We start from the raw sequence: 22074 nt of genomic DNA on the forward strand, positions 1-22074 counted from the left end.
GGGGCGGATCGTGAGCTTCCTCATCCGCACGATCGACCATACCGCCACGGGCCGCGAGATCGTGCGCGACCGCGAGGTCGAGGGCGACAGGCTCGCCATCGGCCGGGCGACCACCAACGATGTGGTGGTCGCCGATCTTTCCGTCGAGCAGCATCATGTCGTCGTCACGCCGACCAAGCGTGGCCTGCTCTCGCTCGAGGCCGCGGGCAATCGCGATTTCATCTTCGACGGGCATCGCCACAAGGCGGTGACCGCCGATCCCGCGCGGGGCGGAGCGCTGACGCTCGGCCTCTACACGCTGACCTTCGCGCGCGAAGCCGACGGGCGGACGCTCGTCACGGTGACGCAGGAGGAGCGCGAGTTCGGCGATCGCGACGCGGTGCGCGGCTTCGATCTCGCGAGCGCCATGCCCGGCAAGCGCGCTGCCGCATGGATCGGCGTCCTCTTGATCCTCGGCGCGTTTCTGGCGGTCCCGATCTGGAGCGGCCTGGCGCGCTCTGACAAGCAGCCCGGGGCGGACGGGCCCGACCAGGTCGCCTGGGATACGAGCTGGAGCACGGGCAAGCTCAGCCTCGCGCACCATTCGCTCGAGAACAATTGCGAGGCCTGCCACGTCGAGCCCTTCGTCTCGGTGCGCGACGAGACTTGCCTCTCGTGCCACAAGGACATCGGCGATCATGCCAAGCGCGACCGTCTGGCCGGCGCGCGCGGGCCGATGGGCACGGGCGAGGCACTGTTGTGGCAGGTGGCCGAGACCTTCGGCAAGGAGGGTCCCGAAGCCTGCACGACATGTCATACCGAGCATGAAGGCGCGGGCCGGATGGAACCGGCAGCGCAGCAATTCTGTTCGAACTGCCATGACGCCATGGATACGCGGCTGAGCGACACCGCGCTGGGCAACGCACATGATTTCGGCACCGCGCACCCTGAACTGCAGGCGGTGGTTTTCGCCGAAGTCGGCAGCGACGAGACGCGCCGCGTGACGCTCGACGGCAAGGCACGGGAGGCCAGCGGTCTGCGCTTTCCTCACGCCATGCATCTGTCGGAGACCAACGGCGTGGCGCGCATGGCGGGGAACCTGCCCGGCTACGGCGAGGCGCTCGTCTGTTCCGATTGCCACAGCCCCACCGCCGATCGCAACGGCTTCCTCCCGGTCGAGATGGAAAGCGCCTGCGAGGATTGCCACAGCCTCGTCTACGACAAGGTCGGTTCGACCTTCCGCACCCTCCGCCACGGCGACGTCGCGCAGATGCGTGCCGATCTGATCGCGATGGACCGCGCCCCGCGCGCACCCTTTACACGCGGGCTGCGGCGGCCGGGCGAATTCAAGCGGGGAGGGCGCTATTTCCAGGACTTCGGCAGGCCGACGCGCAATTATCTCGGGATCGCGCAGGCACTGTCTGAAGACGGGGTCTGCGGCGAATGCCATATCCCGACAACCGTGGCGGGCGAGGCTTCGGTGATGCCGGTGTTCCAGCGCGACCACTACTTCCTCAATGCCCGTTTCGACCACGAGGCGCACGAGCAGGAAGACTGCACCAGCTGCCATGCCGCGGATACATCGAGCAAGGCCACCGACCTGCTGATGCCGACCCTGGCTACCTGCCGCGAATGCCACATGGGCGCCGAGGCGGTGAAGGCCGAAGTGCCCTCCACCTGCGCCATGTGCCACAGCTATCACCCGCCGGATTTCCGGCGCCGGAAGGACGGGCCGCTGAGTCCGAAGCCTGGCCGGATCGCCGGCCTGCTATCGATTGCCCGAGGAAGAGAATGAAGCCCGGTCGCGAGACACGAGGAGAGATCTATTGCTGATTGCGCAGCTGACCGATGTGCATATCGGATTCGATCCCGACGCGCGGCCCGAGGAGCTCAACCGCATCCGCTTTCGCGCGGTGCTCGAACGACTCGAACAGGCGCCGCACAAGCTCGATTTCCTCGTACTGTCGGGCGACCTCACCGATCACGGCGATCGCGACAGCTTTACCAAGATCGCGGCGGTTCTGGGGGACATGCCGTGCCCGTTGCTGCCGCTGGTCGGCAATCACGACGATCGCGAGGAATTGCGCCGCGCCTTTCCGGACACGCCCTGTGAGGACGAGTTCCTCCACTATGTCGTCGAACAGGACGGTCTCCGGATCATCTGCCTCGACACTTTCGAAGAAGGGCGCCACGGCGGAGCTTTCTGCTCCCGTCGGCGCGACTGGCTGAAGCGCCAGCTCGCGGCGGGCGGCGACAGGCCCTGCGTGATCTTCATGCACCATCCGCCGATTGTCAGCGGGATCGACTGGATGGACCCGGCCCCCGACGAACAATGGATCGCGCATTTCGCCGAGGCGGTGGAGGGTCACCAGCACGCCGTCCGCGCGATCCATTGCGGGCATCTGCATCGCCGCGTCACCGCGCGCTTCCGGGGTATCCCGCTGGGCATCACTCCCTCGGTCGCGCCGCTGGTCGCGCTCGACCTGCGTCCGATCGACGAGAACCGCGCCGACAGCCGCGCGCTGATCACCACCGAGCCGCCGAGCTACGCGCTGCATTACTGGGACGGCGAGGACCTGGTGACGCATTACGAGAGCTGCGGCGAATGGGAAGTGCTCGCGCATTTCGGCGAGCATCTGAAGCCGATGGTGCGCGAGATGAAGGCCGAACGGCGCTAGTCGCCCGCCGCCGCCCGGTCACGGTCGAGCCAAGGGCCGCGCCCTCCGACCCAGGCGTGCATGTCTGGCTCGTCGCTCACCTTCCACGGTACGCCGGCGCGGGTGAGGAAGAGCCGTTCCATTTCCTCGCGATTGAACGGCCGTGATCCGAGCCGGCCGAATACCGCCATCTGCCCGCCGGTCTCGTCGACCCCGCGATCGCGATCGAGACCCTTGCTCAGCGCCAGCGCCGCCCCCTTGGTCTTGGCCCAGGCGATCAGTTCGGGCTTGGGCGCGGGGCTGAAGCCGTAAAAATTGGGCTGGCTGTCGGGGCTGGTGAGCTGGAGCACCTTGAGCCCGTTCTTCCCGTCGGCGACATAGGCGAACAGCGTCGCATTGGTCGAACCGACGATGACGTCCTCGGCATCGTTTAGCGTACCGTCGAGCGTCACGCGCTGGTAGATTTTCGGCGCCAGCGGATTCTTGACGTCAAGGATCACGAGCCCGTCGCGCTTGGCGGCGACATAGGCATAGGTGCGCGCAACATAGACTCGTCGGGCGTCGGCCAGCGGCACCGTGGCCTGCGGCAGCGCGACCGGGTTGCGCATGTCGGTGACGTCGAACAGCTTCACGCCTTCGGCATCGGTGACCCAGAGATAGCGGAACTGGATGGTCGAGGCGCGCGCGTCGGTGAGCTCGCGCACCGCCATCAGCTGCGGGCTGGTCGGATCCGAAAGGTCAACGGTCACCAGCCCCGCCCTCGCCGAGATATAGGCGATGTCACCGGCGAGCGTGATGTGCCGGGCGCCGGTCAGGACACCATCGGGGTTCCATGATGTGTGGCCGTCGGCGAACTTGGTTCGCTTGAGCCTGTTGTTGCGGAACTCGCCGTCGGCCATGGTTTCCACATTGACCAGCACGAGGCCCTCCACGGCGTCGGTGATCACCGCATAATCGTAGATCGGCTTCATCGCCTGCTCCTGATTGACCTGGAGCAGGGTCATCGGCGTGCCGTCGGGGTTGAGAACCGGGTTGCCCTCCGCATCCTTCACTTCGGTCGCGGCCATCGCCTTGTTGCGATCGGGTCGGACGGGCTGGGTGGTGGCGAGCGCCATGCAGGTGGCGTTGCTGGTCTTCACATGCGTGTCGTGGCCCAGCGCGCTGAAGGGCGCCGTGAGGATGCGCTCCGAGACTCCCTTGTTGGCGATCGAAGCGACGTCGTAGACGCGGAAGCCGCCCTTGCCTTCGGCGACGAACATGTATTCGCCGCGCAGTTGCAGGCAGCCAACGCCATCGCGCGTCCCCTCGTGGACATTGGCGAACTGTTCGAAGGCATGCGTCTCGCCGCCGACGTCCTTGTCGAAGGTCTTGCCGCGGATCCAGTCCTTCAGCTCGCGGCCGTTGTCCTCGACATGCATGCGCCAGTAGTCGGGATAGGCGTAACGGTGGAGGTAGCTGCCGATCACCGCCTGCGGTTCGTCCCATTCGGTGACGCGCACCGCCTCGAAGCCCGTGTCAAGCCCGACCCAGGCGTTGAGGCCGACGAAATTGACGAAATTTGTGCCGAGCAGGAGCAGCTGGCTCATGATCGCATTGTTGTCGTCCCCGGCCGAGAGGTGGCAGTCGGTGCAGGTCTTGGTCTCGGTCAGCCGGACCGTGTGCGGGAAGTGCGGCGCGAAGGCCTGGCTCGAATAGCCCGAAGCCGCGACCGGCGGCTGCTGGACGTAAATTCGTTCGCGATTGATATTGGTCGAGGACAGCACCAGCGCGCTGGTCGAGCGGATCGGCGCGATCTGGTTGCCCTTGGTGGTCTGGTGGCGCCCCAACTGGAACATCTGGTCGCGCGCGACCTGCGGATTGTAAGTGGCGAAATTGCGCGTCTCCTCGCCGCCGTAGCGATGCGACTTGGTCTTCCAGTTGGCCTCGATCGGCAGGTGGCACCCGCCGCAGCTGGTGGTCCAGGAAAGGTGGCAGGTGAAGCAGGCCATCTCCTCGGTGCCGTGCGCGCGATCTTCGGGCGCGATCCCGGTGCCGAATTCGAACAGGCCGGTTTCCGCGCCCTGCTTGCTCATCAGCTTGGCACGCGCTGCCTTGGCGTTGAAGTGGCTCGAGGCGGGATCGACGCTGTCCCTGACGAGGCTGACCTCCCACTCGAGCCGGGGATCGACGATCGAGCGCTGGACGAGCACCCGCCTTCCGTCGTCGCCATAGGTCCATTCGAAGCGCCGCTGGCCGTCGGGATTGCGCAGCAACGACAGGTCGGTACCCTTGGGCGGCGCAGCGGGCCCGCTGGTCAGCAGCGTGGGATAGGCATCGGGCGTGCCGTGGCAGTCCTTGCAGCCGATCTCGACCGCATTGGCGACCTCGCCGTAGATGAGGCCATTGCCGTGGCTGTCCTGCCCAAAGTGACAGTCGGCGCATTGCAAACCCTTCTCGGCATGGATGTCCATCATGTGGACCGTCTTGCCGGGGTTGGTGCCGGGCTCGACGAACTTGCCCTCGCCCTGCTTGCGCCATTTCTCGGGATCGTCGGGGGCGACGATCTGGCCGTCCTTGTCGAGCAGATTGCCGTCGCGGTCGCGCTTCAGGATCGCGCGGAAGTTCCAGCCGTGCCCGTGATAGTCGGCGAACTGGGTGTCCTTTAGCTCGGGATTGAGATCGTAGACGTTGCGTAGGAAATCGAGATCGGCCCATTTGCCCTTGGGCGCGGCGCCTTCGGGATTGCGGTCGAGCACTTCGCGAACCTCGGCGGCGGTCGGGTATTTCTGCTCCTTCGGCCACATATGCGGCGCGTCGCTCTCGTAATCCCACATCGTGTAGCCGAGATAGGAATTCAGGAAGATGTTGGGCTGGTGCATGTGGCAGTTCATGCACTGCGCGGTCGGAATCGAGCGCGTGAAGCTGTGCCTTAGCGGGTGCCCCCTTTCCTTCTCCGCGGCGGCAGCTTCCTCGTCATGCCCCGGCTCCTTCACCGCCCCATGATCGCCGCCATGCGCATCGCCGCGCGCGCCTTCGTAGAGCGAGGCGATGGTCGGATCGACCGTCACGCTCTGCCCGTCGCGGCCATATTGCGCGTATATCAGCGAATGGCGCGGTTCGCGGTCATTGGCATAGACCACGTGGCATCCCGCACAGCCCGAATGGCGATAGTCGCCCGGCTGGTCATTGGTGCCCATGAACCACATGAAGGGATCGTTGAGGCGCGTCTTGTGGATGTTGAGCACGGGGATCGCGACGCGCAGCCCCGTGGCGGGGCCACGGTTCGACTGCTTGAGGTCGGGCCGGCCCGGCTCCTCTAGCCGCTGGATGCTGCCGGTCGGGTTGGGCAGGCCGATCTCGGGGAACTGGCTGGCGATGTTGCGTCCGCCGCGTTCGAACACGCGGAAGATATCGCCGGGCGGGATGACGTGCCAGGTAGGCAGCGGGTAAAGCGCCGCCAAGGCACCGCGCGCCTCCTGCTTCTTGGTCACGCTGGCGACGGGCGCGCCGGGGCTCTCGATCTTCGCCGCCTCGCCCTCGCGCGTGTAAGCCTCGCCGACGATGTAGCGTTTGAACGGCAAGATGCCGTTGTTGTAGGCCGCCCCGCCCCACAGCATCGCGCCTGTCGCCATGATCGAGCGTTCGGCCGCCTCGATCGTCTCGATGTGGCAGGCACCGCAGGCCTCGCGCACCACGCGATAGTCGCTGGGATTGACGAAGCGGATGAAGACCGGGTCTTCCTTGTTGAGCAGCGCATAGCTTTGCTTGGGATTGGCCGAGGAGGGCCAGTGCCAGCTTTCGGGATATTTCGGCAGGACATGCGCGGCATTGCGCGCGGCGACATAGGCCGGGTCGTCATGCGGCAGTTCGCTGTTGCCCATGACGCTCGCATTGCCGCCGTGGCAGTCGACACAGCCGAGCCGGACCGCGGGCGTTTCGTGCATGGTCGGCTGGTCGGTGCGGATGTGGCAGGAGAAGCAGCCTTCGGACTTGGCCGCCATCTCCTCCTCGGTCTGGACCCGGGGCGCAGCCGCTGCGGTAACGAGGCTGTAGTCGCGCTCGACCGGCTTTTCCTCTTCCGCCGCGCGTAGTCCCACCGCTCCCGCGAGGAGCATGAAGGCGAGCCCAAGGAGGAGGCGGGAGAAGCCGCGCATCAGTAGCTCAGGATCACGTTGGCGAGCACCGAGTAGTAGGTGCCCGGATTACCGAGTGACGTGAACAGGTCGTCGAAGCCCTTGCCCGAGACCAGCGCCGCGCCAGACAGGCGGAAGACGATGTTCTGCGTCGCCTTGGGGCGCCAGATCGCCGCGGCGGAAAGGTCCCAGCCGATCGATTTGGGGATCGAGCCCTCGTTGCGCAGCGCCTGCAGCGTGGCGGTGTTCTCGAACCACAGATGGTTGGCATTGGCCGAGAGGCGAAGCTCGGGGGTGAGGTCGAAATCGGCACCTGCGCCGAGCAGCATCAGCCCGGGATTGTTGAAATTCGACTGCCCCTGCTCCTTCGAGCTGCGCAGCGAATTGAGGATGCCGTTGCGCCCGTTCACGCTGATCACTCGCCCGCCGCCGGCAAAGGGGATCGTCTGGCGGATCCAGTACGAGGTGTCGGCGCCGGCGAAGACGGGATTCTCGAAAATCGCGTCGTAGCCGGTTTCGGTGTCGTCATAGGGATCGCCGTCGCCGCTGGCATAGGCGGCCGACAGGCGGAAACGCATCCAGTCCTTGTCGTAGCTCGCCTCCACCGCGGCGAAATAGGCGCTGATGTCGGCGGGCCGGTCGGTGAAGAAGGAATTGCGGTCCTCGCCGAAGACGTAATAGGCGCTGCCCGTCAGGTTCACGCGCCCGATCCGCCCGTCAGCATTGTAGCCGATGTAGAAGGCATCGTAGTCGCGCCCGCGCAGCGTCCCGAGCAGGGCCGGGCGAACGGGGAAGCCGTTATCGTCGATCTGGATGTCGTCGGCTTCGCGATTGGCGTTCCATACAAAGGTCAGCTGGCTGGTCAGCGCGGGGATCAGGAAATCCTGCCGATAAGCGTTGGCGAAGAACACGAAATCGTCGCGCGGCGTCTGTAGCACCGCGTTGAGCCCGCTGTTGGTGTCCTTCTCCAGCCTCCAGAAACCGCCGAAATTATACTGGAAACGGTTGTTGTCGCGCGTTCCGAAGAAGCGCACGCCGAGCTGGTTGTCGTTGAACAGGAAACCGCGGAAATCGGCCTGGAACGGCTGGATGCCGATCCGTACGCTGTCGAAATCGTAGCGGTCGGAGACGTTGCGGAAGTGATAGTCGACGAAGGCTTCCTGCACGCCCACGAAATGATCGAAGCGATGCGTAGGCTTGCTTGGCTCGACGAAGAGCACGCGCCGCTCGGGCACGTCGACATAATTGAAGTTTGCCGCCAGCGTGACGCGATATTCGATATTGGGCGGCTTGTAGGCGGTGCTGCCCTTGAGCAGCGCCGCACCGACGATGAAGGTCTGCGAGAGGACATAGCTCGCATCCTTGCCGAAGACGTCGAGGCTCCCGGGCCGCTCGGTCGTCTGCACGCCCACGGGGATCGGGAAGGTGCGTGGCTCGAATACTGTGTCGCTGACCCCGTTGACGACGAAGAACCAGTCGTCACCGGTGATCGGCAGCCATTTCACCTTCTCGGGATTGATCGGCCGGTCGCCCTTGTAGGTGTTCTGGTTGTAGGGATCCCACCAGCGTTCCTTGACCACGCCGAGGCTCTCGATCAGCCGCCAGCGGTCGGGAATCGGTACCTGGTCGACCGGGAAGGCCTCGGGCGGCGGCGCGCGCACTGCGCCCTCGTTGGTCTGGGTGACCTCCTCGGGCAACGGCTCGGTATAGTCGGGGCGCCGGCGCCCTTCTATGATCTCGTTGTCGACCGGCGGCGGTTCGGCCGGTTCGGGTTCGACCACCGGCGCCTCGGGGGCAGGCACGGGCGGCAGTTCCGCCTGCGCGGCGAGGACGAGGGCTAGTGGTGCGAAGGCGAGAAAGGCCATCAGAGCCCCTCGCAGACGTTCTGCTTCGGATCGTCGAGGAATGGCGCGAAGGGGCAGTTGACGAACCGCAGCCGGACGTTGCGCCCATTGACCGCGACCACGATCCGGTCGGCCCTTATCTCGACCCTGGCATTGCCGATGCCGCCCGCCCGCTGCCCGCCATTGTGGAGCCCGAGGAAGCTGACCATGTCGTCCTGGTCGATCCCGTCGCCCGAGACGCCGATCCCGCCCACCAGCTGGTTACCGCGGTAGATCGGCACCGAGCCGGGGAAGATCTGCATGCCGTTGGCGAGGCGCTTCTGCCCGCCCGGCGCGGGCGGCAGCTCGGTACAGCCGCGGGGGACGTCGGGACCCGCCCCGCCCGAGAAGATGAAACCCACCTGTGCCCCGATCGCGGGGGCGACCAGGTCGGTCTGCAGCCCGGTGGCGAAGGGGCTGAACTGCTCGGGTCGCTCGACCGACAGTGGCCCGGAGATGCTTCCGACCTCGCCATCCGGGAAATAGGGACGCGACAGATTGCCGCCCGAGCGGTCAGCGAAGGCAAACGTGCCGGTCAGCGCGGTCGGATCGCCGAGAAAACTGCGTACCCGCGGCACATAGCGCGCGATGATCGGCGGCCCGGCGGACAATTGCTGCCCGGCCACCGGGTTGGAGAAGAAGGCCGCCGTGCGGGCCTTCTGGAGCGAGACGTCGGTCCCGAAGATCGGACCGTCGGGAGAGCGCACGATGCCGAGCACCGCGCCATGCGTATCGACGAGGCTGATCGAGGCCTGCATGCGGCTGTCGAGCGGGCGGCGGATTTGCGCGCGCGCACGGCTCATCACCGCGAAGGCCTCTTCGAGGATCGCGCGCACCTCGGCCGCGGTCAGCGGCGCGGCATTGCTCGCCGCATCGGTGCCAGCGCGGATCGGATAGCGCCCCGCGCCAGCGCCATTGGTCAGCACATAGGCATCGCGATTGGCGAATTCGCCGGCGCTGCTGGGGCGGATGCCCGAGGCCTCGCTGCCATAGGCGGTGCCGCCGCGCAGCGCGCCGTCGAAATAGCCCGGCACGGGGACGAGCGTCCCGGCGGGGCCGTTGATCGCCCCGAAATTGGTCTGCAGCGGGCCGAGCGTGGCGGATTCGCTGTCCGAATAGCGCAGCGTGGTGCCATCGACCGGGATCCGGTCCGCCTGGATCGCGCGCGGCGCAACGAAGCCCTGCGTCCCCGCGCGCGCTGCGATCTCCTCGACATCGTCATCACGATCGAGGATGTTCGGGTCGAAACCGTAGATGCCGTCGCCCTCGACCGCGATCCCGCCGACGACGACGCCATCCTTGTAGAGCGGGAACCCTCCGGCGTCGGCCGCGAGGCCGAGCGGCGAGCGCTGCGGGCCGATCATGCCCTGCATCGCGCGGGTCGAGAGGTCGGAACAGGGCAACTGGCTGAACTGCACTCCGAACAGCGGCCCGCTTTCGAGCCCCGCCGTGCTCGGCGCAGGCGGGAAATGCTCCAGCACGATCTGGCTCGCGGTGCGGGTCGAGAAGGCATTGCCGCCGCTCGAGAGATAGGCCCCGGTAATCGCCTTGGCGATCGCTGCCGCGGTGGTCGGCACCTCGACCCCCTGCAGGCCCACCTGCGTCGTCGCGCTCGCGCTGCCGCCCAGCGTCCGCCGCGACACGCGCGTGCGGTCGGGGGCGCCGTTCATCGAGAACACCGCCAGCACATTGCCCACCCGATCGACCACCGCGACGGTCGCAGAAAGGCCACGCGCCTGCGCCTCGCCGACCGCCTGGGCGACGACCCGCTGGACATCGCCGGCCGACAGCGCGCGCTGCGCGGGATCGGCATAGAGTCGGCCCGAGGGTGGGGGTGCGGGCGTTGGTGTCGGCGTCGAGCTCCCGCCACCTCCACCGCCGCCGGGAGAACCGCCACCTCCGCCACAGGCTGCCAGTGCCAGCGCCAGTACACCGGGTAGGCAGGCGAACGCCCTGCGCCGCGTCATTGCAGGCTCCCGATGGCACCGGCTGCGCTCGCGAGCGCGCTGCGGAATTCGGCAGGGCGATAGGTTTCGGGCGCCGCCACCGCGGCATAGGCACGGTTGACGTTGGCGCGGATCCCGGCCGCCGCGCCCACTGTCACGCGTCGCTCGCGCACCAGGGCGTTGAGCAGCGTGTCGACCGCCATCACGGCCTGCACCGACCCCGCGTAGTCGGTGAACCGAGGCGCCGTCGCCTTCGAGGCAATGGCCGCGATCACCCGATAGGTGTCGTCACCGGCATAGGAGCGCGCCGCGAGCGCGTTCGACAACGCCTGCGCGCGTTCGCGCAGCGTCACCGCGGCCTGCTGCGCGCTTGCCCGGTCGCGCCCCATCGCGCGGTGGAACTCGAGGCTTGCGGAGGAGAAGCTCGCGCCCGCTTCGGGTGCCAGCGTACCGGAGACGGTCGACAGCATGATGATGTTTTCATCGTTGAACGGCGGGTTGCCGAAGGGGATCGGGCGCCCCGGATTGGTCTCGAAGGTCAGCCGCCGCGCAGGACCGTCGGTGATCTGGCGGTGGCAGGAATGGCAGTCGTAGAAATAGAACTCCGGGAACATGCCGCGCATCCCGAATCCGGGACGGGCGAAGAGGTCGGTCGCGCGGGCGACCGCTTCGGCCTGCCCGACGGCCCACAGCCGCACGCTGTCGGTGCGCGGCTTGCGGCGGATATAGTCGGCATCCTCGTCGTGGTGCTGCTGGAGCGAGGAGAAGAGGTCGAGCTCGAAGGATATCCGCGGATGGCCCGCGGCCATCATCGAATGGGTGACGAACTGGCCGGTATCGCTGCTACCGTAGTGGCAATCGAGACAGACCTTCGCGCGGACCTGCGGGTTCTCGAGCGGAACCAGGCCCGCGCGTATGTTCGAGGCGTGGCTCGCCGCCTTCTCGTAGTGGAGCTGCAGCCAGCCCTGGGCCGCGCCGTGGCAGCTCTCGCAGCCGACGCCGTCGCTGGTGTGGAACCGCGCGCCGCGCTGCCCCTGCGGGACGAAAGTCGCGTGGCAGCCGAGGCAGACGGGCGCGGAGGTGGCGGCGCCCAGCCCCAGCGTCTCGGCGATCTGCCGCCCGCGGCGGCTGGCGAGGACCGAATAAGCCCGGCTATGCGCGCCGCTGGCGGACGACGGATCCTGCCAACTGGCGATTTCGTCCTGCCGCACGACCGCGCCATTCCCTTCCGAGCGTCCGTGGCAGGTCGAACCGGCGCAGGTCGCCACGCCTTCGTAGCGCGCGCCAGAGGAACTGGCCTGTGCGGAGGTGGAGCCGGAGGGGACGACTGCAAGCATGCCGGACACCAGCAGCAATGCGATAGCCAGCAGGCGAAGCGCCTGGCCCCGCCTCCCATGCCAGCCTGCTGCCCGGCGTTCCATCGGCCTTCCCCCGTCGCGTGCTCCGCGCCGCCGCCCCCTGCGACAGCCCCCTGCCCCGTATCCGCGGGGCCACCGGTTGCCGGCTAGCTTGCCAGCTTGTCGCTCAGCAGGTCGAGTTGGCCGGTGCAGCCGTTGTCGGCCAGCATCACCGCCAGGTCCTCCGCATTGTCGGGCGTGCTTGTCAGAGCGACGAATTCCATTCGCTGCTTGGCGCCGCCCGCCGGCCCCGAAAGATCGTAAAGGCGGTTCTGCGACAGCGGCAGTTCTTCGGCATTGAGCGATGCGGTGGAGTCGCCGTCGTCGAACTTCACATGGACATGGAAATCGGACACCGCCGACCCGAGCACCCAAGTCTCCTCGCCCTCGACTGCGGGACGCCAGAAGGTGATCGTATCGCCTGCGGGCAAGCAGACCTTGCCCGGCTTGCTGGTGTCGACGTTCCACAAATTGGGGTTGCTGGCAGTGCCCGCCGGGCCGCCGCGAACCGCACCCGTCCGCACCCGGGCGCCCGATCGCTGGCGAGTGAGCATGGCGAAGGCCGTCCGCTTGCTCGCCCCCCGTTCGCCCACGCGGTGCGTGCCCGGTCCGGTGATGACTCGCGTCCCGCTATCGGTCAGCACGGTGATGCTGTCACCGTTCTTGAGCGTGACGCTGGCCGCATCGTCGAGCTTCTTGCCGACAGGGTAGCTTCCCGCCGAGGGGCCGCTCGACTTGACCACGACCCCGGCCTGCGCCGCCGTCGTGCCCAGAAAGCCGATGGCGGCGATCGCGATCGCACCCCTTGCGAAAAGTGCCTTAACCGAGGACATATACCGCTCCCTCACCCAGATTCTGCATTCGATATAACAGGTTTTGCAGCGCGCGGTCAGCCGGATGACGACTGGCCACTTCGCTGACGATGTCGACAGAGCTAGCATCGCCTTCGCGCGACAGCTTGTATGCTTGCGCCAGACGCTCGCGGTCTTCGGCGGGAAAATCGGGCGCGGGCTCCATCAGTTCGACCGGCTTCGCCCGCCCACGCAAGACCACGCGCCCCATCGGCCGCCACCAATCGAGCGTCGAGCGTTCGGCGAATTCGCGACTGGCCATGACGCTCGATTCGAGCGCCTTGTTGGCCGCCTCGAGCCGCGCGGCGGTGTTCATGCTGTCGCCCAGCGCGGTATACTGGATGCGGTTGTCGCCGCCGAAATTGCCGACCACCGCCTCGCCCCAGTGCAGCCCGACGCGCGTCTTGCCGATCTTGGGCAGGCCTGCGTCCATCGCCGCAACCTCCTCGCGGAAGGCCTCGCCCGCCTGCCAGAGCGCATAGCCGGCGCGCGCCGCGCGCTCGCCATCGTCGGGGCGGGCGATCGGCGCGCCCCAGAATGCGACCACGGCGTCTCCGACGAACTTGTCGATCACGCCGCCGTGGTCGAGCACGACATCGGACAGCAGGTCGAGATAGCGATTGAGCAGCTTGGCGACCATTTCCGGCTCGATCGCATGGCTCATCTTGGTGAAGCCTTCGAGGTCTGAGAACAGGACGAACAGCTCCTTTTTTTCGCCATGGAGCGAGAGGAGCTTCGGGTGCTCGAGGATTTCCTGCGCCATTTCGCGCGGCAGGTACTTGCCCAAAGCGCCTTGCGCGAAATTGCGCTGCACCGCGCCGCTCGCCCGCGCGGCCGAGACCACCGCTGAGAAGGCGATGATCCAGCCGAGCAGCCATCCGGCCGCGGGCACGCCGAGCGTGTCGACACCCCGCCATTCGAGCACGAAGGGCACCCCGATGAAGGTGGCGAACTGCCCCGTCAGCAGGAGGTAGATGCGCCAGCTGCCCCATTCGAGCAGACCGGTGAGTACGGCTGTCGTCACCACCAACACCGCCATCAGCCACAGTGTGAGGTCGGACACCTGCGGGCGCCGGTCGCCATCGAGCATCTGCGCGATCATGTCGGCATGGACGCGCAGCCCGGCGGGGTTCTCGCCGATCACGCTCGACAGCGTTGTCTGGACGCGGTCGTAGTCGATGATGTCTCCACCGACGAGGACATAGCGGCCTTCGATCTGCTCGCGCAGCATGGCACGGACCTCGGGGATCTCCATCAGGACAGGGTCGAGGAAATTGTCGATCTGCAGGCGCCCGTACATGGGCTCGTTCTCGAACGCCGGGTGGCGGTAACGCAGCGAGCCTTCGTAGCCTGGGAAGCTCTTGTCGCCTTCCCCCGCCGCGCGCAGCATTGCCCGGCCGAGCACCGGCGGCAGGTCGGGTTCGATGCTGGGCCACTTGCGCGTCACGCCGTGGGTATTGTCGAGGCGGATGCTCGCGGGCCTCGCATTGCTGCCTTCGAGCTGTGCGAGGAATTGCTCGAGATAGACCTGCTGGTCGTAGACGATGTCGTTCTCGTTGGTGGCGAAATTGGCATAGCCGACCAGCGTCGGCGTCTTCATCGCGCGCAGCGTGGCGAGCAGTTCGGCATCCTCGTCCTGCGGCTGGTCGAACAGGATATCGAGGCCGATCGCCTTGGGGTGCATGTCGTCGATCACGCGCAGCGCCCGCGCCAGCATGCCGCGATCGAGCGGCGAGCGCTTGCGTGCATTGATCAGCGTCTGGTCGTCATAGACGACCATGGTGATGCGATCGTCCTGTTCGATCTTCTGAGCCAGCAGCGAACTGCGCAGATCGTATAGGGCGCGCTCGGCATCGCCGGTGCCGGGCGTCTTGAGCGCAACATCCTCCGCCCCCTCGGTACGCATGTCGTGGGGCACGACGTCGGCAGGAATGTCCCAGCTGTAGCGCGCCACAAGCAGTGCAGCGAGCACAAGCAACGCAGTCAGGGCGAGACGACGCGGTCCGGCCTCGCGCACATTGCGCCAGCCGCGAATCAACAGATTGTCGCCCTTACCCTCGTCCAACTCCCGCCTCCCCGCGGTGCATCGAACGACCCTTTTTTCTTGTGTTATCCGGTGCTTCTAGAGCAGTCGCGCAAGCTCGCAACCCCTGTTCGCGTCACGCCATGCTGGGATCGTTCCATGCCAGCACCGGCCTTCTCGCCGCCTGCGTTTCGTCGAGTCGGCGGCGCGGCGCGTAATGCGGCGCAGTCTTGAGGCTCTCGTCGCCCGCCTTGGCCCGTTCGGCAACGCTGCGCAGCGCGACTATGAACTGGTCGAGCGCGGCCTTGCTCTCGGTTTCGGTCGGTTCGACCAGCATCGCGCCGTGGACGACCAGCGGGAAATACATGGTCATCGGGTGGTATCCCTCGTCGATCATCGCCTTGGCGAGATCGAGTGTCGAGAGCCCTTCGGCGAAACCCTTATCGCTGAACAGTGCCTCATGCATGCAGGGCCCGCTCGGCCCGAAGGGCGCATCGAGCATATCCTCCAGGCTGCGCAACACATAGTTGGCATTGAGCACGGCATCCTCGGCGACCTGCTTCAGCCCGTCGGCGCCGTGGCTGAGGATATAGGCGAGCGCGCGGGTGAACATGCCCATCTGGCCGTGGAACGCGGTCATCCGGCCGAAGGCCTTGGTGTGCTCGAATTCGGCAGCGTTCTCTTCCTCGACGAGGTGGACGATGCCATCCCCGTCGCGCGCGGTGAAGGGCAGCGGGCCATAGGGGCTGAGCGCTTCGGACAGCACCACCGGCCCCGAACCCGGTCCGCCGCCGCCATGCGGGGTGGAGAAGGTCTTGTGCAGATTGATGTGCATCGCATCGACGCCGAGGTCGCCGGGGCGGACCTTGCCGACGATGGCGTTGAAGTTCGCGCCGTCGCAATAAACGAAGCCGCCCGCCGCATGGACCGCGTCGGAAATCGCCTTCATGTCGCGCTCGAACAGCCCGCATGTGTTCGGATTGGTGATCATCACGCCGGCGACGTCGGGGCCGAGGCGGGCCTTCAGGGCTTCGAGATCGACGCGTCCCTCGGGCGTCGCGGGAATATCCTCGACCTTGTAGCCGGCGAAGGCGGCGGTGGCGGGATTGGTGCCATGCGCGCTCTCCGGCACCAGGATCACCTCGCGCGCATCGCCGCGCGCTTCGAGCGCGGCGCGAATGCACAGGATACCGCACAGTTCGCCATGCGCGCCCGCCTTGGGGCTCATCGCGACGCCGTGCATGCCGGTGAGGTCGAGCAGCCAGAAAGCGAGTTCGTTGATCACTTCCAAAGCGCCGCGGACGGTGTCGACCGGCTGCAGCGGGTGCACGTCGGCGAAGCCGGGCATGCGCGCGATCTTCTCGTTGAGACGCGGGTTGTGCTTCATCGTGCACGAGCCCAGCGGGAAGAGTCCGAGGTCGATCGCGTAGTTCTGGCGGCTTAGCCGGGTGTAGTGCCGGATCGTTTCGGGCTCGGAAAGGCCAGGAAGGCCGATCGCAGCCTCGCGGTCGAAGCCGCCGAGGCGGTTGGTCCCGCCCTTCGGCTCGGGCAGGTCGACGCCGGTCGTCTCGACATGGCCGATTTCGAACAGCAGCGGTTCTTCGAGCATCAGCGCGCGGTTGCCGGTGGCGGTGTCGGGACCACTCATTGCGTTGTGGCCTTCGACCGGCGTGCCGGGCTTCCAGCCCGATGCGTTGGGCGTGCTCATGCCAGCACCTCCTCGAGTGCGGAGGCAAGCGTTTCCACATCCTCCTCGGTGGTGGTTTCGGTGACCGCGACGAGCAGGCCGTTGGCGAGGCCGTCATTGCCCGGGAACAGGCGGCCGAGCGAAACGCCCGCGAGGATGTCGCGTTTGGTCAGGTCGCGCACGATGCCGCGAGCGTCGCCCTCGAGCAGAAGGGTGAACTCGTTGAAAAAGCTGTCGTTGAGCACCGTGACGCCGGGCACCTTGGCCAGCCGGTCGGCGGCGAGGCAGGCGAGGCGGTGGTTCTCCATCGCCAGCCGGCGGAGGCCCTTTTCGCCCAGCAGCGTCATGTGGACGCTGAAGGCGAGCGCGCAGAGGCCCGAATTGGTGCAGATGTTCGAGGTCGCCTTCTCGCGGCGGATATGCTGCTCGCGGGTCGAGAGCGTCAGCACGAAACCGCGCTTGCCTTCGGCATCCTGCGTCTCGCCGCACAGACGGCCCGGCATCATGCGAACGTGCTTCTCGTCGCGCACTGCGAAGAGCCCGAGATAGGGGCCGCCGAATTGCAGGCCGACGCCGATCGCCTGACCCTCGCCGACGACGATGTCGGCGCCCAACTCGCCTGGCGAGGCGACCGCGCCCAGCGCAACCGGTTCGGTGTTGACGGCGATCAGCAATGCACCCTTCTCATGCGCCGCCTTGGCGATCTTCGCGAGGTCGGGCAGGCGGCCGAGAATGTCGGGATATTGCACCACGACGCAGCTCGTATCCTCGTCGATCCGGGCGATGAGGCCGTCGTCGTCGGGCTTGGGCGTCAGGCTCGGCGGGCCGCCGGCGATCTCGTCGTCGGTGAACTTGGCCATGGTCCTGACGACCTCGGCATAGTGCGGGTGCAGCGCGCCCGAGAGCACGACCTTGCGCTTCTTGCCGCGCGCCACGCGCCCGGCCATCGCCACCGCTTCCCAGCAGGCGGTCGAGCCGTCGTACATCGAGGCGTTCGCCACCGCGCAGCCATAGAGCCGCGCGACCTGCGTCTGGAACTCGAACAGCATCTGCAGCGTGCCCTGCGCGATCTCGGGCTGGTAGGGCGTATAGGCGGTCAGGAACTCGCCGCGCTGGATGATGTGGTCGACGGAGGCCGGGATGTGATGCTTGTAGGCGCCTGCCCCGAGGAAGAAGGCCGCATCTGCCGCCGCGAGGTTCTTCTTCGACAGCCGCCGCATGTGCTTTTCGACCGCCATCTCGCTGGCGTGCATCGGCAGCCCCTCGATCGGGCCGTTGAGCCGGGCCTCCTCGGGCACATCGACGAACAGCGCGTCCACATCGGGCGCGCCGATCACATCGAGCATCGCCGAACGGTCGGTATCGGTCAGGGGTAGGTAGCGCATTTCAGTCCCTTGTGCGTCCCAGCAAAGGCTGGGGCCTCATGCAGTTTGGCGCTCGGCCGAAAGAGACCCCAGCCTACGCCGGGGTTCGGGTGCCTAGAGCCCGTCGCAGAAACTCTTGTAGGCGGTCTCGTCCATCAGTCCTTCGAACTGCGACTTGTCGCCGATCGTCATCTTGAAGAACCAGCCGTCTTCCTCGGGCGAGGTGTTGACCAGCGCTGGATCGTCTTCGAGCGCACCGTTGGTTTCCACCACCTCGCCGCTGATCGGCGCGTAGACGTCGCTCGCCGCCTTTACGCTTTCGACCACGGCGGCATCCTTGCCCTTGTCGATCACGGTGCCGACGTCAGGCAGTTCGACGAAGACGATGTCACCCAGCTGGCCTTGTGCGTAATCGGTGATGCCGACGGTGGCGGTGTCGCCCTCGACGTCGATCCATTCATGCTCGTCGGTGAAGTATCGGGCCATTTCGATCATTTCCCTCTGTGATAGCGATGGGGGACGAAGGGCAGCTTGGCGACCTTCGCGGGCAGTCTCTTGTTACGAACCTCGACCTCGAGATCGGTTCCCTCTTCGGCCAGCGCGGTGTCGACGTAACCCATGGCGATGGGCCGTTCGAGCGTAGGCGAGAAGCCGCCCGAGGTGACGCGACCGACCTGCTTGTCGCCCGAGTAGATGAGAGCGCCTTCGCGGGCGGGCATGCGGCCTTCGATGGCGAGGCCGACGCGCTTCTGCGCGGGGCCGTCGGCGAGCACCTTCATCACCTTCTCGTGGCCCATCCAGCCACCTTCCTCGCGACGCTTCCTGGTCAGCGCGAAACCGAGATCGGCGGACACCGGGTCGGTCTCGGTGGTGATATCGTGGCCGTAGAGCGGCAGGCCCGCCTCGAGGCGCAGGCTGTCGCGCGCGCCGAGGCCGATCGGGCGCACTTCGATTTCGGCGCAGAGCCGGTCGGCGAGAGCCTCGGCGAATTCGGCCGGGACCGAGATCTCGAAGCCGTCTTCGCCGGTGTACCCCGAGCGCGTGATGCGCAGCGGCCATTCGCCGAAATCGTGGGTCACGCTTTCCATGAAGACCATGTCGTCGATGACGTTGCGCATGACGCGGTTGAGCGCGGTTGCCGCATTTGGGCCCTGCAGCGCGACCAGCGCCTGGTCGTCCATGTGGGTGAGCGTCACAGCGTCGTCGAGATGCTCGCGCAGGTGGCCGATGTCGTCCCACTTGGTCGCGCCGTTGACGACGAGGTAGTAGGCCGGCTCGCCCCAATGCCCTTCCGTGCCTTGCTCTTCGTCACCCTCGATCCACGGAGTGGCGTTGGTGACCATGAGATCGTCGCGGATGCCGCCATCCTCGTCGACCAGCAGCGAATAGCGCACCTTGCCCGGCTTGAGCGAGGCGATCGCGCCGGGGAGCAGCTTTTCGAGCTCCTCGGCCGCCTTGTCGCCAGTGACCATCAGCTGGCCCATGTGGCTGACGTCGAACAGGCCCGCCTGGTTGCGCGTCCAGTTGTGCTCGGCGACGATGCCCTCGAACTGGATCGGCATGTGGTAGCCCGCAAAGGCCACCATGCGCGCACCCTTGCGGCGGTGCCACGCATCGAGCGGCAACGTCTCGATTTCCGGCTCTTCGAAGTCTTCCTGGTCGCTCATCAACAATCCCGACAGCATGGCGGCCCCGTTGCCGGAGCGGCGAAAATCCATGCCCCCTCTGTCGGGAAACCTGAGAGACTGGCACGCAGATGAGCGCGCTTACCCCTTCGGTGGCCCCGGGCGCGAATTGCTCGGGACGCTTTCCAGAGTGTCGATGGCAACGCACGGTCCTGAGGCCTGAGAGTTTCCGGGGCGGTTGCTCCTTCGGCGCCGGATGGACATCGCCAGCCGGTCTCTCCCGTGCGCGCCCGCGGCAGAATCGCTTCCACCGCCGACGCGAAATGCCCTGCGCGAAAGCGATGAGGGCGTCAATCCGCCTGCCCCCGGTTTTTAGCGCCAACGCTGGTGGATCACCATGTCGGGCGAATAGAAGTTGAGATATTGCGCCAGGCGCGGCCGGTCGGAGCGATTGGGGCTGGCGCCGTGCGGCAGGTCCTGCCGCCAGACGACCAGATCGCCCGCGCGGCCGGCCACGTGGTGCTGACCGGCATGGAGGTCGACCGCGCGCGGGTCGGAATCCGGTCCCATTTCGTCCAGCCAGTCCTCGATCCGCTTGTGGAAGCCGGGCACGCAGCGAAAGGCACCCATGTCGGCGCTCGTGTCCACGAGGTAGAGTACGGCCTGCGTCCCGAAGGGGATCGGCTGCGCAAGGCTGACGTCCCAGTGCAGGTCGGACCCAGCAAATTCGTGACCCGGCCGCTCGGGCGGATTGAAGCCTATGCGATCGATCGTGCACCACAGGTTCTCGGTCTCCCACAATTGCGCGAAGGCCTTCATGATGCGGGGAGAGCGACGCGCTGCCTCCAGCACGGGATGCTGGAAACGGGCGACCATGATCCCGTCCTCGCGCGGGGAGTACCAGCTGTCGGGATCGTCCGGCGTACCACCCACTTCCGCCCAGACGAGGTCGCGGACGGCAGCGATTTCGTCGGGTCCGATGGCGTCGGGCAGCACGACATAGCCATGCTCGTCCCAGTGGCGCAGCGCCGCTTCGTCGAATACTGCTTCGGCGTTCTTGATCGCGGCGAGCCGGGCCTTCGCTTCCTCGCCGGGCTCGATCTCGTAGAGCCAGGCATGGAAGCGGTCGACCAGCACGGGGTCGGGCAGGCCCGCCGTCTCGACAATCCAGCGGGTGAACTCGGGAAAGGAAGGCCGTTCGAGGATCAGCTTGCGATAGGCCTGCTGGTTGCCGAGGCCGAGTGTGTCGAGCAGCAGTTTGACGACCTTCTCGTCGAGCTTCATCGCTCCTTCGACGTGGCTCGCCCAGAACTCCTCGAGGCACGCCACGTCGAGTTCGGCGCCGACCTCGCTCATCGATCGGACGCCGCCAGTGCACGGCGCACGAGCGCAACCTCTTCGGGGGCGAACCCGCCGCTGTCTTCCTCGACGGGCTCGGGCACGGCGGTGACGAAATAGGCCATGCCGCGACCACCCTCCACGTCCATCCACAGGCCCGAGCGCAGGCCGTAGGCTTCGCCCGCGTGGCCGATGCGGGGGCGCCCGTCGCCGAACAGCGTATCGTTGCAACCGTGCCCCGGTACCTCGATCATCTGGATGCCGGCGCCATAGCCGCAGAAGAAATCCGCATCTGTCGGCGTCGCCATCATCGAGAAAATGAGTTCGGCCAGCACGCGTCCGGAAAATACGCCCGGCCGCGACGTCTGGATCAATGCTTGCCCGAGCTTCGCCAGATCCATCATGCCGATGCGTACCCCGCCCTGGGGCGAGAAGATCGAGGCATTGGTGCCGGGGACATAGTCCTCAAGGGAACAGGCCTCGCCATCCGCGACGGGGATCGTGCAATGCGGGGGGCGGTCGGCGGCATGGTCGCGCGCCACCTCGCCGGTGCTGCGGTAGAGGATGACGGCCCTCTCGGCCATTTCTTCCGAACAGCCGATCCAGTTGAGGCATGCCTCGATGCCGAGCGGTGCGAACACCGCGCGCTCGACCAGCCGGTCGTAGCGCTCTCCGCTCGCCGCCTCGAGCACCGTCGCCACCACGGGCGAGCCGAGATTGGCATATTCGAACGGCGCCTCGCCGGGAGGCGCATCGGCGTACCAGGCGCGCGGATTGGCAAGCTTCGCCTGCAGGCTCTCACCCAGCGGGATCACGTAACCTGCATCGTCGCGCAGTCCCGACCGGTGCCGGAGCAGTTGACCCAGTGTGACACGCGCCTCCGGAAAACGCGGATTGCGCAGCGGCCAGCCGAGATAGTTCGACACGTCGGTGCCGAGATCGACTTTGCCTTCCTCGACCAGCCGCAGCGTCGCCAAGGCCATGACCAGCTTGGAAATGCTGGCGATCCGCACCGGATCGTTGGCCTCGACGGCTCGCCCGGTTTCGCGGTCCGCCAGTCCCTCGACGATTGTGGGTGTCGCAGTCTCGCGATCGAACACGACGGCGACCGCGGCCGGCTTCGCGCGATCAGGCCCAGCCACGGTGGTGCATCCGGCGAGCGAGAGAGCGGCGGCGAGCAGGGCTTTGCGCATCGCGCTTGGATGCCCTGCC

At 66.7% G+C, this 22074-nt stretch carries 14 protein-coding genes and 2 riboswitches; of the genes, 2 read left to right on the forward strand and 12 right to left on the reverse strand.

The window, feature by feature from the left end:
* The first annotated feature begins 10 nt into the window (after positions 1–10).
* The gene (locus K3181_RS12625; RefSeq protein WP_221603439.1) at positions 11–1774 is read left to right on the forward strand and encodes a cytochrome c3 family protein; all 1764 of its coding nucleotides are present in this window, start codon (positions 11–13) and stop codon (positions 1772–1774) included.
* Between the two features lie 31 nt (positions 1775–1805).
* Entirely contained in the window at positions 1806–2657 is an 852-nt protein-coding gene (locus K3181_RS12630; protein ID WP_221603440.1) for a phosphodiesterase, read from the forward strand.
* Here the strand turns inward: K3181_RS12630 and K3181_RS12635 are convergent.
* The 12 genes from K3181_RS12635 to K3181_RS12690 all read right to left on the reverse strand — a co-directional run bounded on the left by K3181_RS12635 (position 2654) and on the right by K3181_RS12690 (position 22055).
* Positions 2654–6769 (reverse strand): hypothetical protein, encoded by a 4116-nt coding sequence (locus K3181_RS12635; RefSeq protein WP_221603441.1) that lies wholly within the window; start codon positions 6767–6769, stop codon positions 2654–2656. The two genes, K3181_RS12630 and K3181_RS12635, sit on opposite strands and share 4 nt — an antisense overlap.
* Positions 6769–8613 (reverse strand): porin family protein, encoded by a 1845-nt coding sequence (locus K3181_RS12640; protein ID WP_247715099.1) that lies wholly within the window; start codon positions 8611–8613, stop codon positions 6769–6771. Before K3181_RS12640 ends, K3181_RS12635 begins: the two co-directional genes overlap by 1 nt.
* Positions 8613–10598, reverse strand: a complete 1986-nt coding sequence (locus K3181_RS12645; RefSeq protein ID WP_221603442.1) for a heme-binding protein — start codon at positions 10596–10598, stop codon at positions 8613–8615. Before K3181_RS12645 ends, K3181_RS12640 begins: the two co-directional genes overlap by 1 nt.
* Positions 10595–11998, reverse strand: coding sequence for a cytochrome c family protein (locus tag K3181_RS12650; RefSeq protein ID WP_247715100.1), 1404 nt, complete (start codon positions 11996–11998; stop codon positions 10595–10597). Before K3181_RS12650 ends, K3181_RS12645 begins: the two co-directional genes overlap by 4 nt.
* 83 nt (positions 11999–12081) lie before the next feature.
* Positions 12082–12807 carry a hypothetical protein gene (locus K3181_RS12655; protein ID WP_221603443.1) on the reverse strand — a complete coding sequence of 242 codons (726 nt, stop codon included), beginning with the start codon at positions 12805–12807 and terminating at the stop codon, positions 12082–12084.
* Entirely contained in the window at positions 12794–14890 is a 2097-nt protein-coding gene (locus K3181_RS12660; RefSeq protein WP_221603444.1) for an adenylate/guanylate cyclase domain-containing protein, read from the reverse strand. Before K3181_RS12660 ends, K3181_RS12655 begins: the two co-directional genes overlap by 14 nt.
* Before the next feature lie 94 nt (positions 14891–14984).
* Entirely contained in the window at positions 14985–16556 is a 1572-nt protein-coding gene (gene gcvPB, locus K3181_RS12665; protein ID WP_221603445.1) for an aminomethyl-transferring glycine dehydrogenase subunit GcvPB, read from the reverse strand.
* The gene (gene gcvPA, locus K3181_RS12670) at positions 16553–17920 is read right to left on the reverse strand and encodes an aminomethyl-transferring glycine dehydrogenase subunit GcvPA (protein WP_221603446.1); all 1368 of its coding nucleotides are present in this window, start codon (positions 17918–17920) and stop codon (positions 16553–16555) included. Before gcvPA ends, gcvPB begins: the two co-directional genes overlap by 4 nt.
* A gap of 93 nt (positions 17921–18013) precedes the next feature.
* Entirely contained in the window at positions 18014–18385 is a 372-nt protein-coding gene (gene gcvH / locus K3181_RS12675; protein ID WP_221603447.1) for a glycine cleavage system protein GcvH, read from the reverse strand.
* A gap of 5 nt (positions 18386–18390) precedes the next feature.
* Positions 18391–19566: a glycine cleavage system aminomethyltransferase GcvT gene (gcvT, locus tag K3181_RS12680; RefSeq protein ID WP_221603532.1), complete on the reverse strand. Its 1176-nt coding sequence runs from the start codon at positions 19564–19566 to the stop codon at positions 18391–18393.
* A 48-nt stretch (positions 19567–19614) separates the two neighbouring features.
* Positions 19615–19721, reverse strand: a riboswitch (glycine riboswitch).
* Positions 19722–19817: riboswitch (glycine riboswitch) on the reverse strand.
* A 79-nt stretch (positions 19818–19896) separates the two neighbouring features.
* Complete coding sequence (locus tag K3181_RS12685) at positions 19897–20880, reverse strand: phytanoyl-CoA dioxygenase family protein (RefSeq protein WP_221603448.1); 984 nt, start codon at positions 20878–20880, stop codon at positions 19897–19899.
* Positions 20877–22055: a serine hydrolase domain-containing protein gene (locus K3181_RS12690; protein WP_221603449.1), complete on the reverse strand. Its 1179-nt coding sequence runs from the start codon at positions 22053–22055 to the stop codon at positions 20877–20879. Before K3181_RS12690 ends, K3181_RS12685 begins: the two co-directional genes overlap by 4 nt.
* Positions 22056–22074: the final 19 nt, after the last annotated feature.

The organism is Qipengyuania mesophila (genome assembly GCF_019711655.1).
Lineage (GTDB): Bacteria > Pseudomonadota > Alphaproteobacteria > Sphingomonadales > Sphingomonadaceae > Qipengyuania > Qipengyuania mesophila.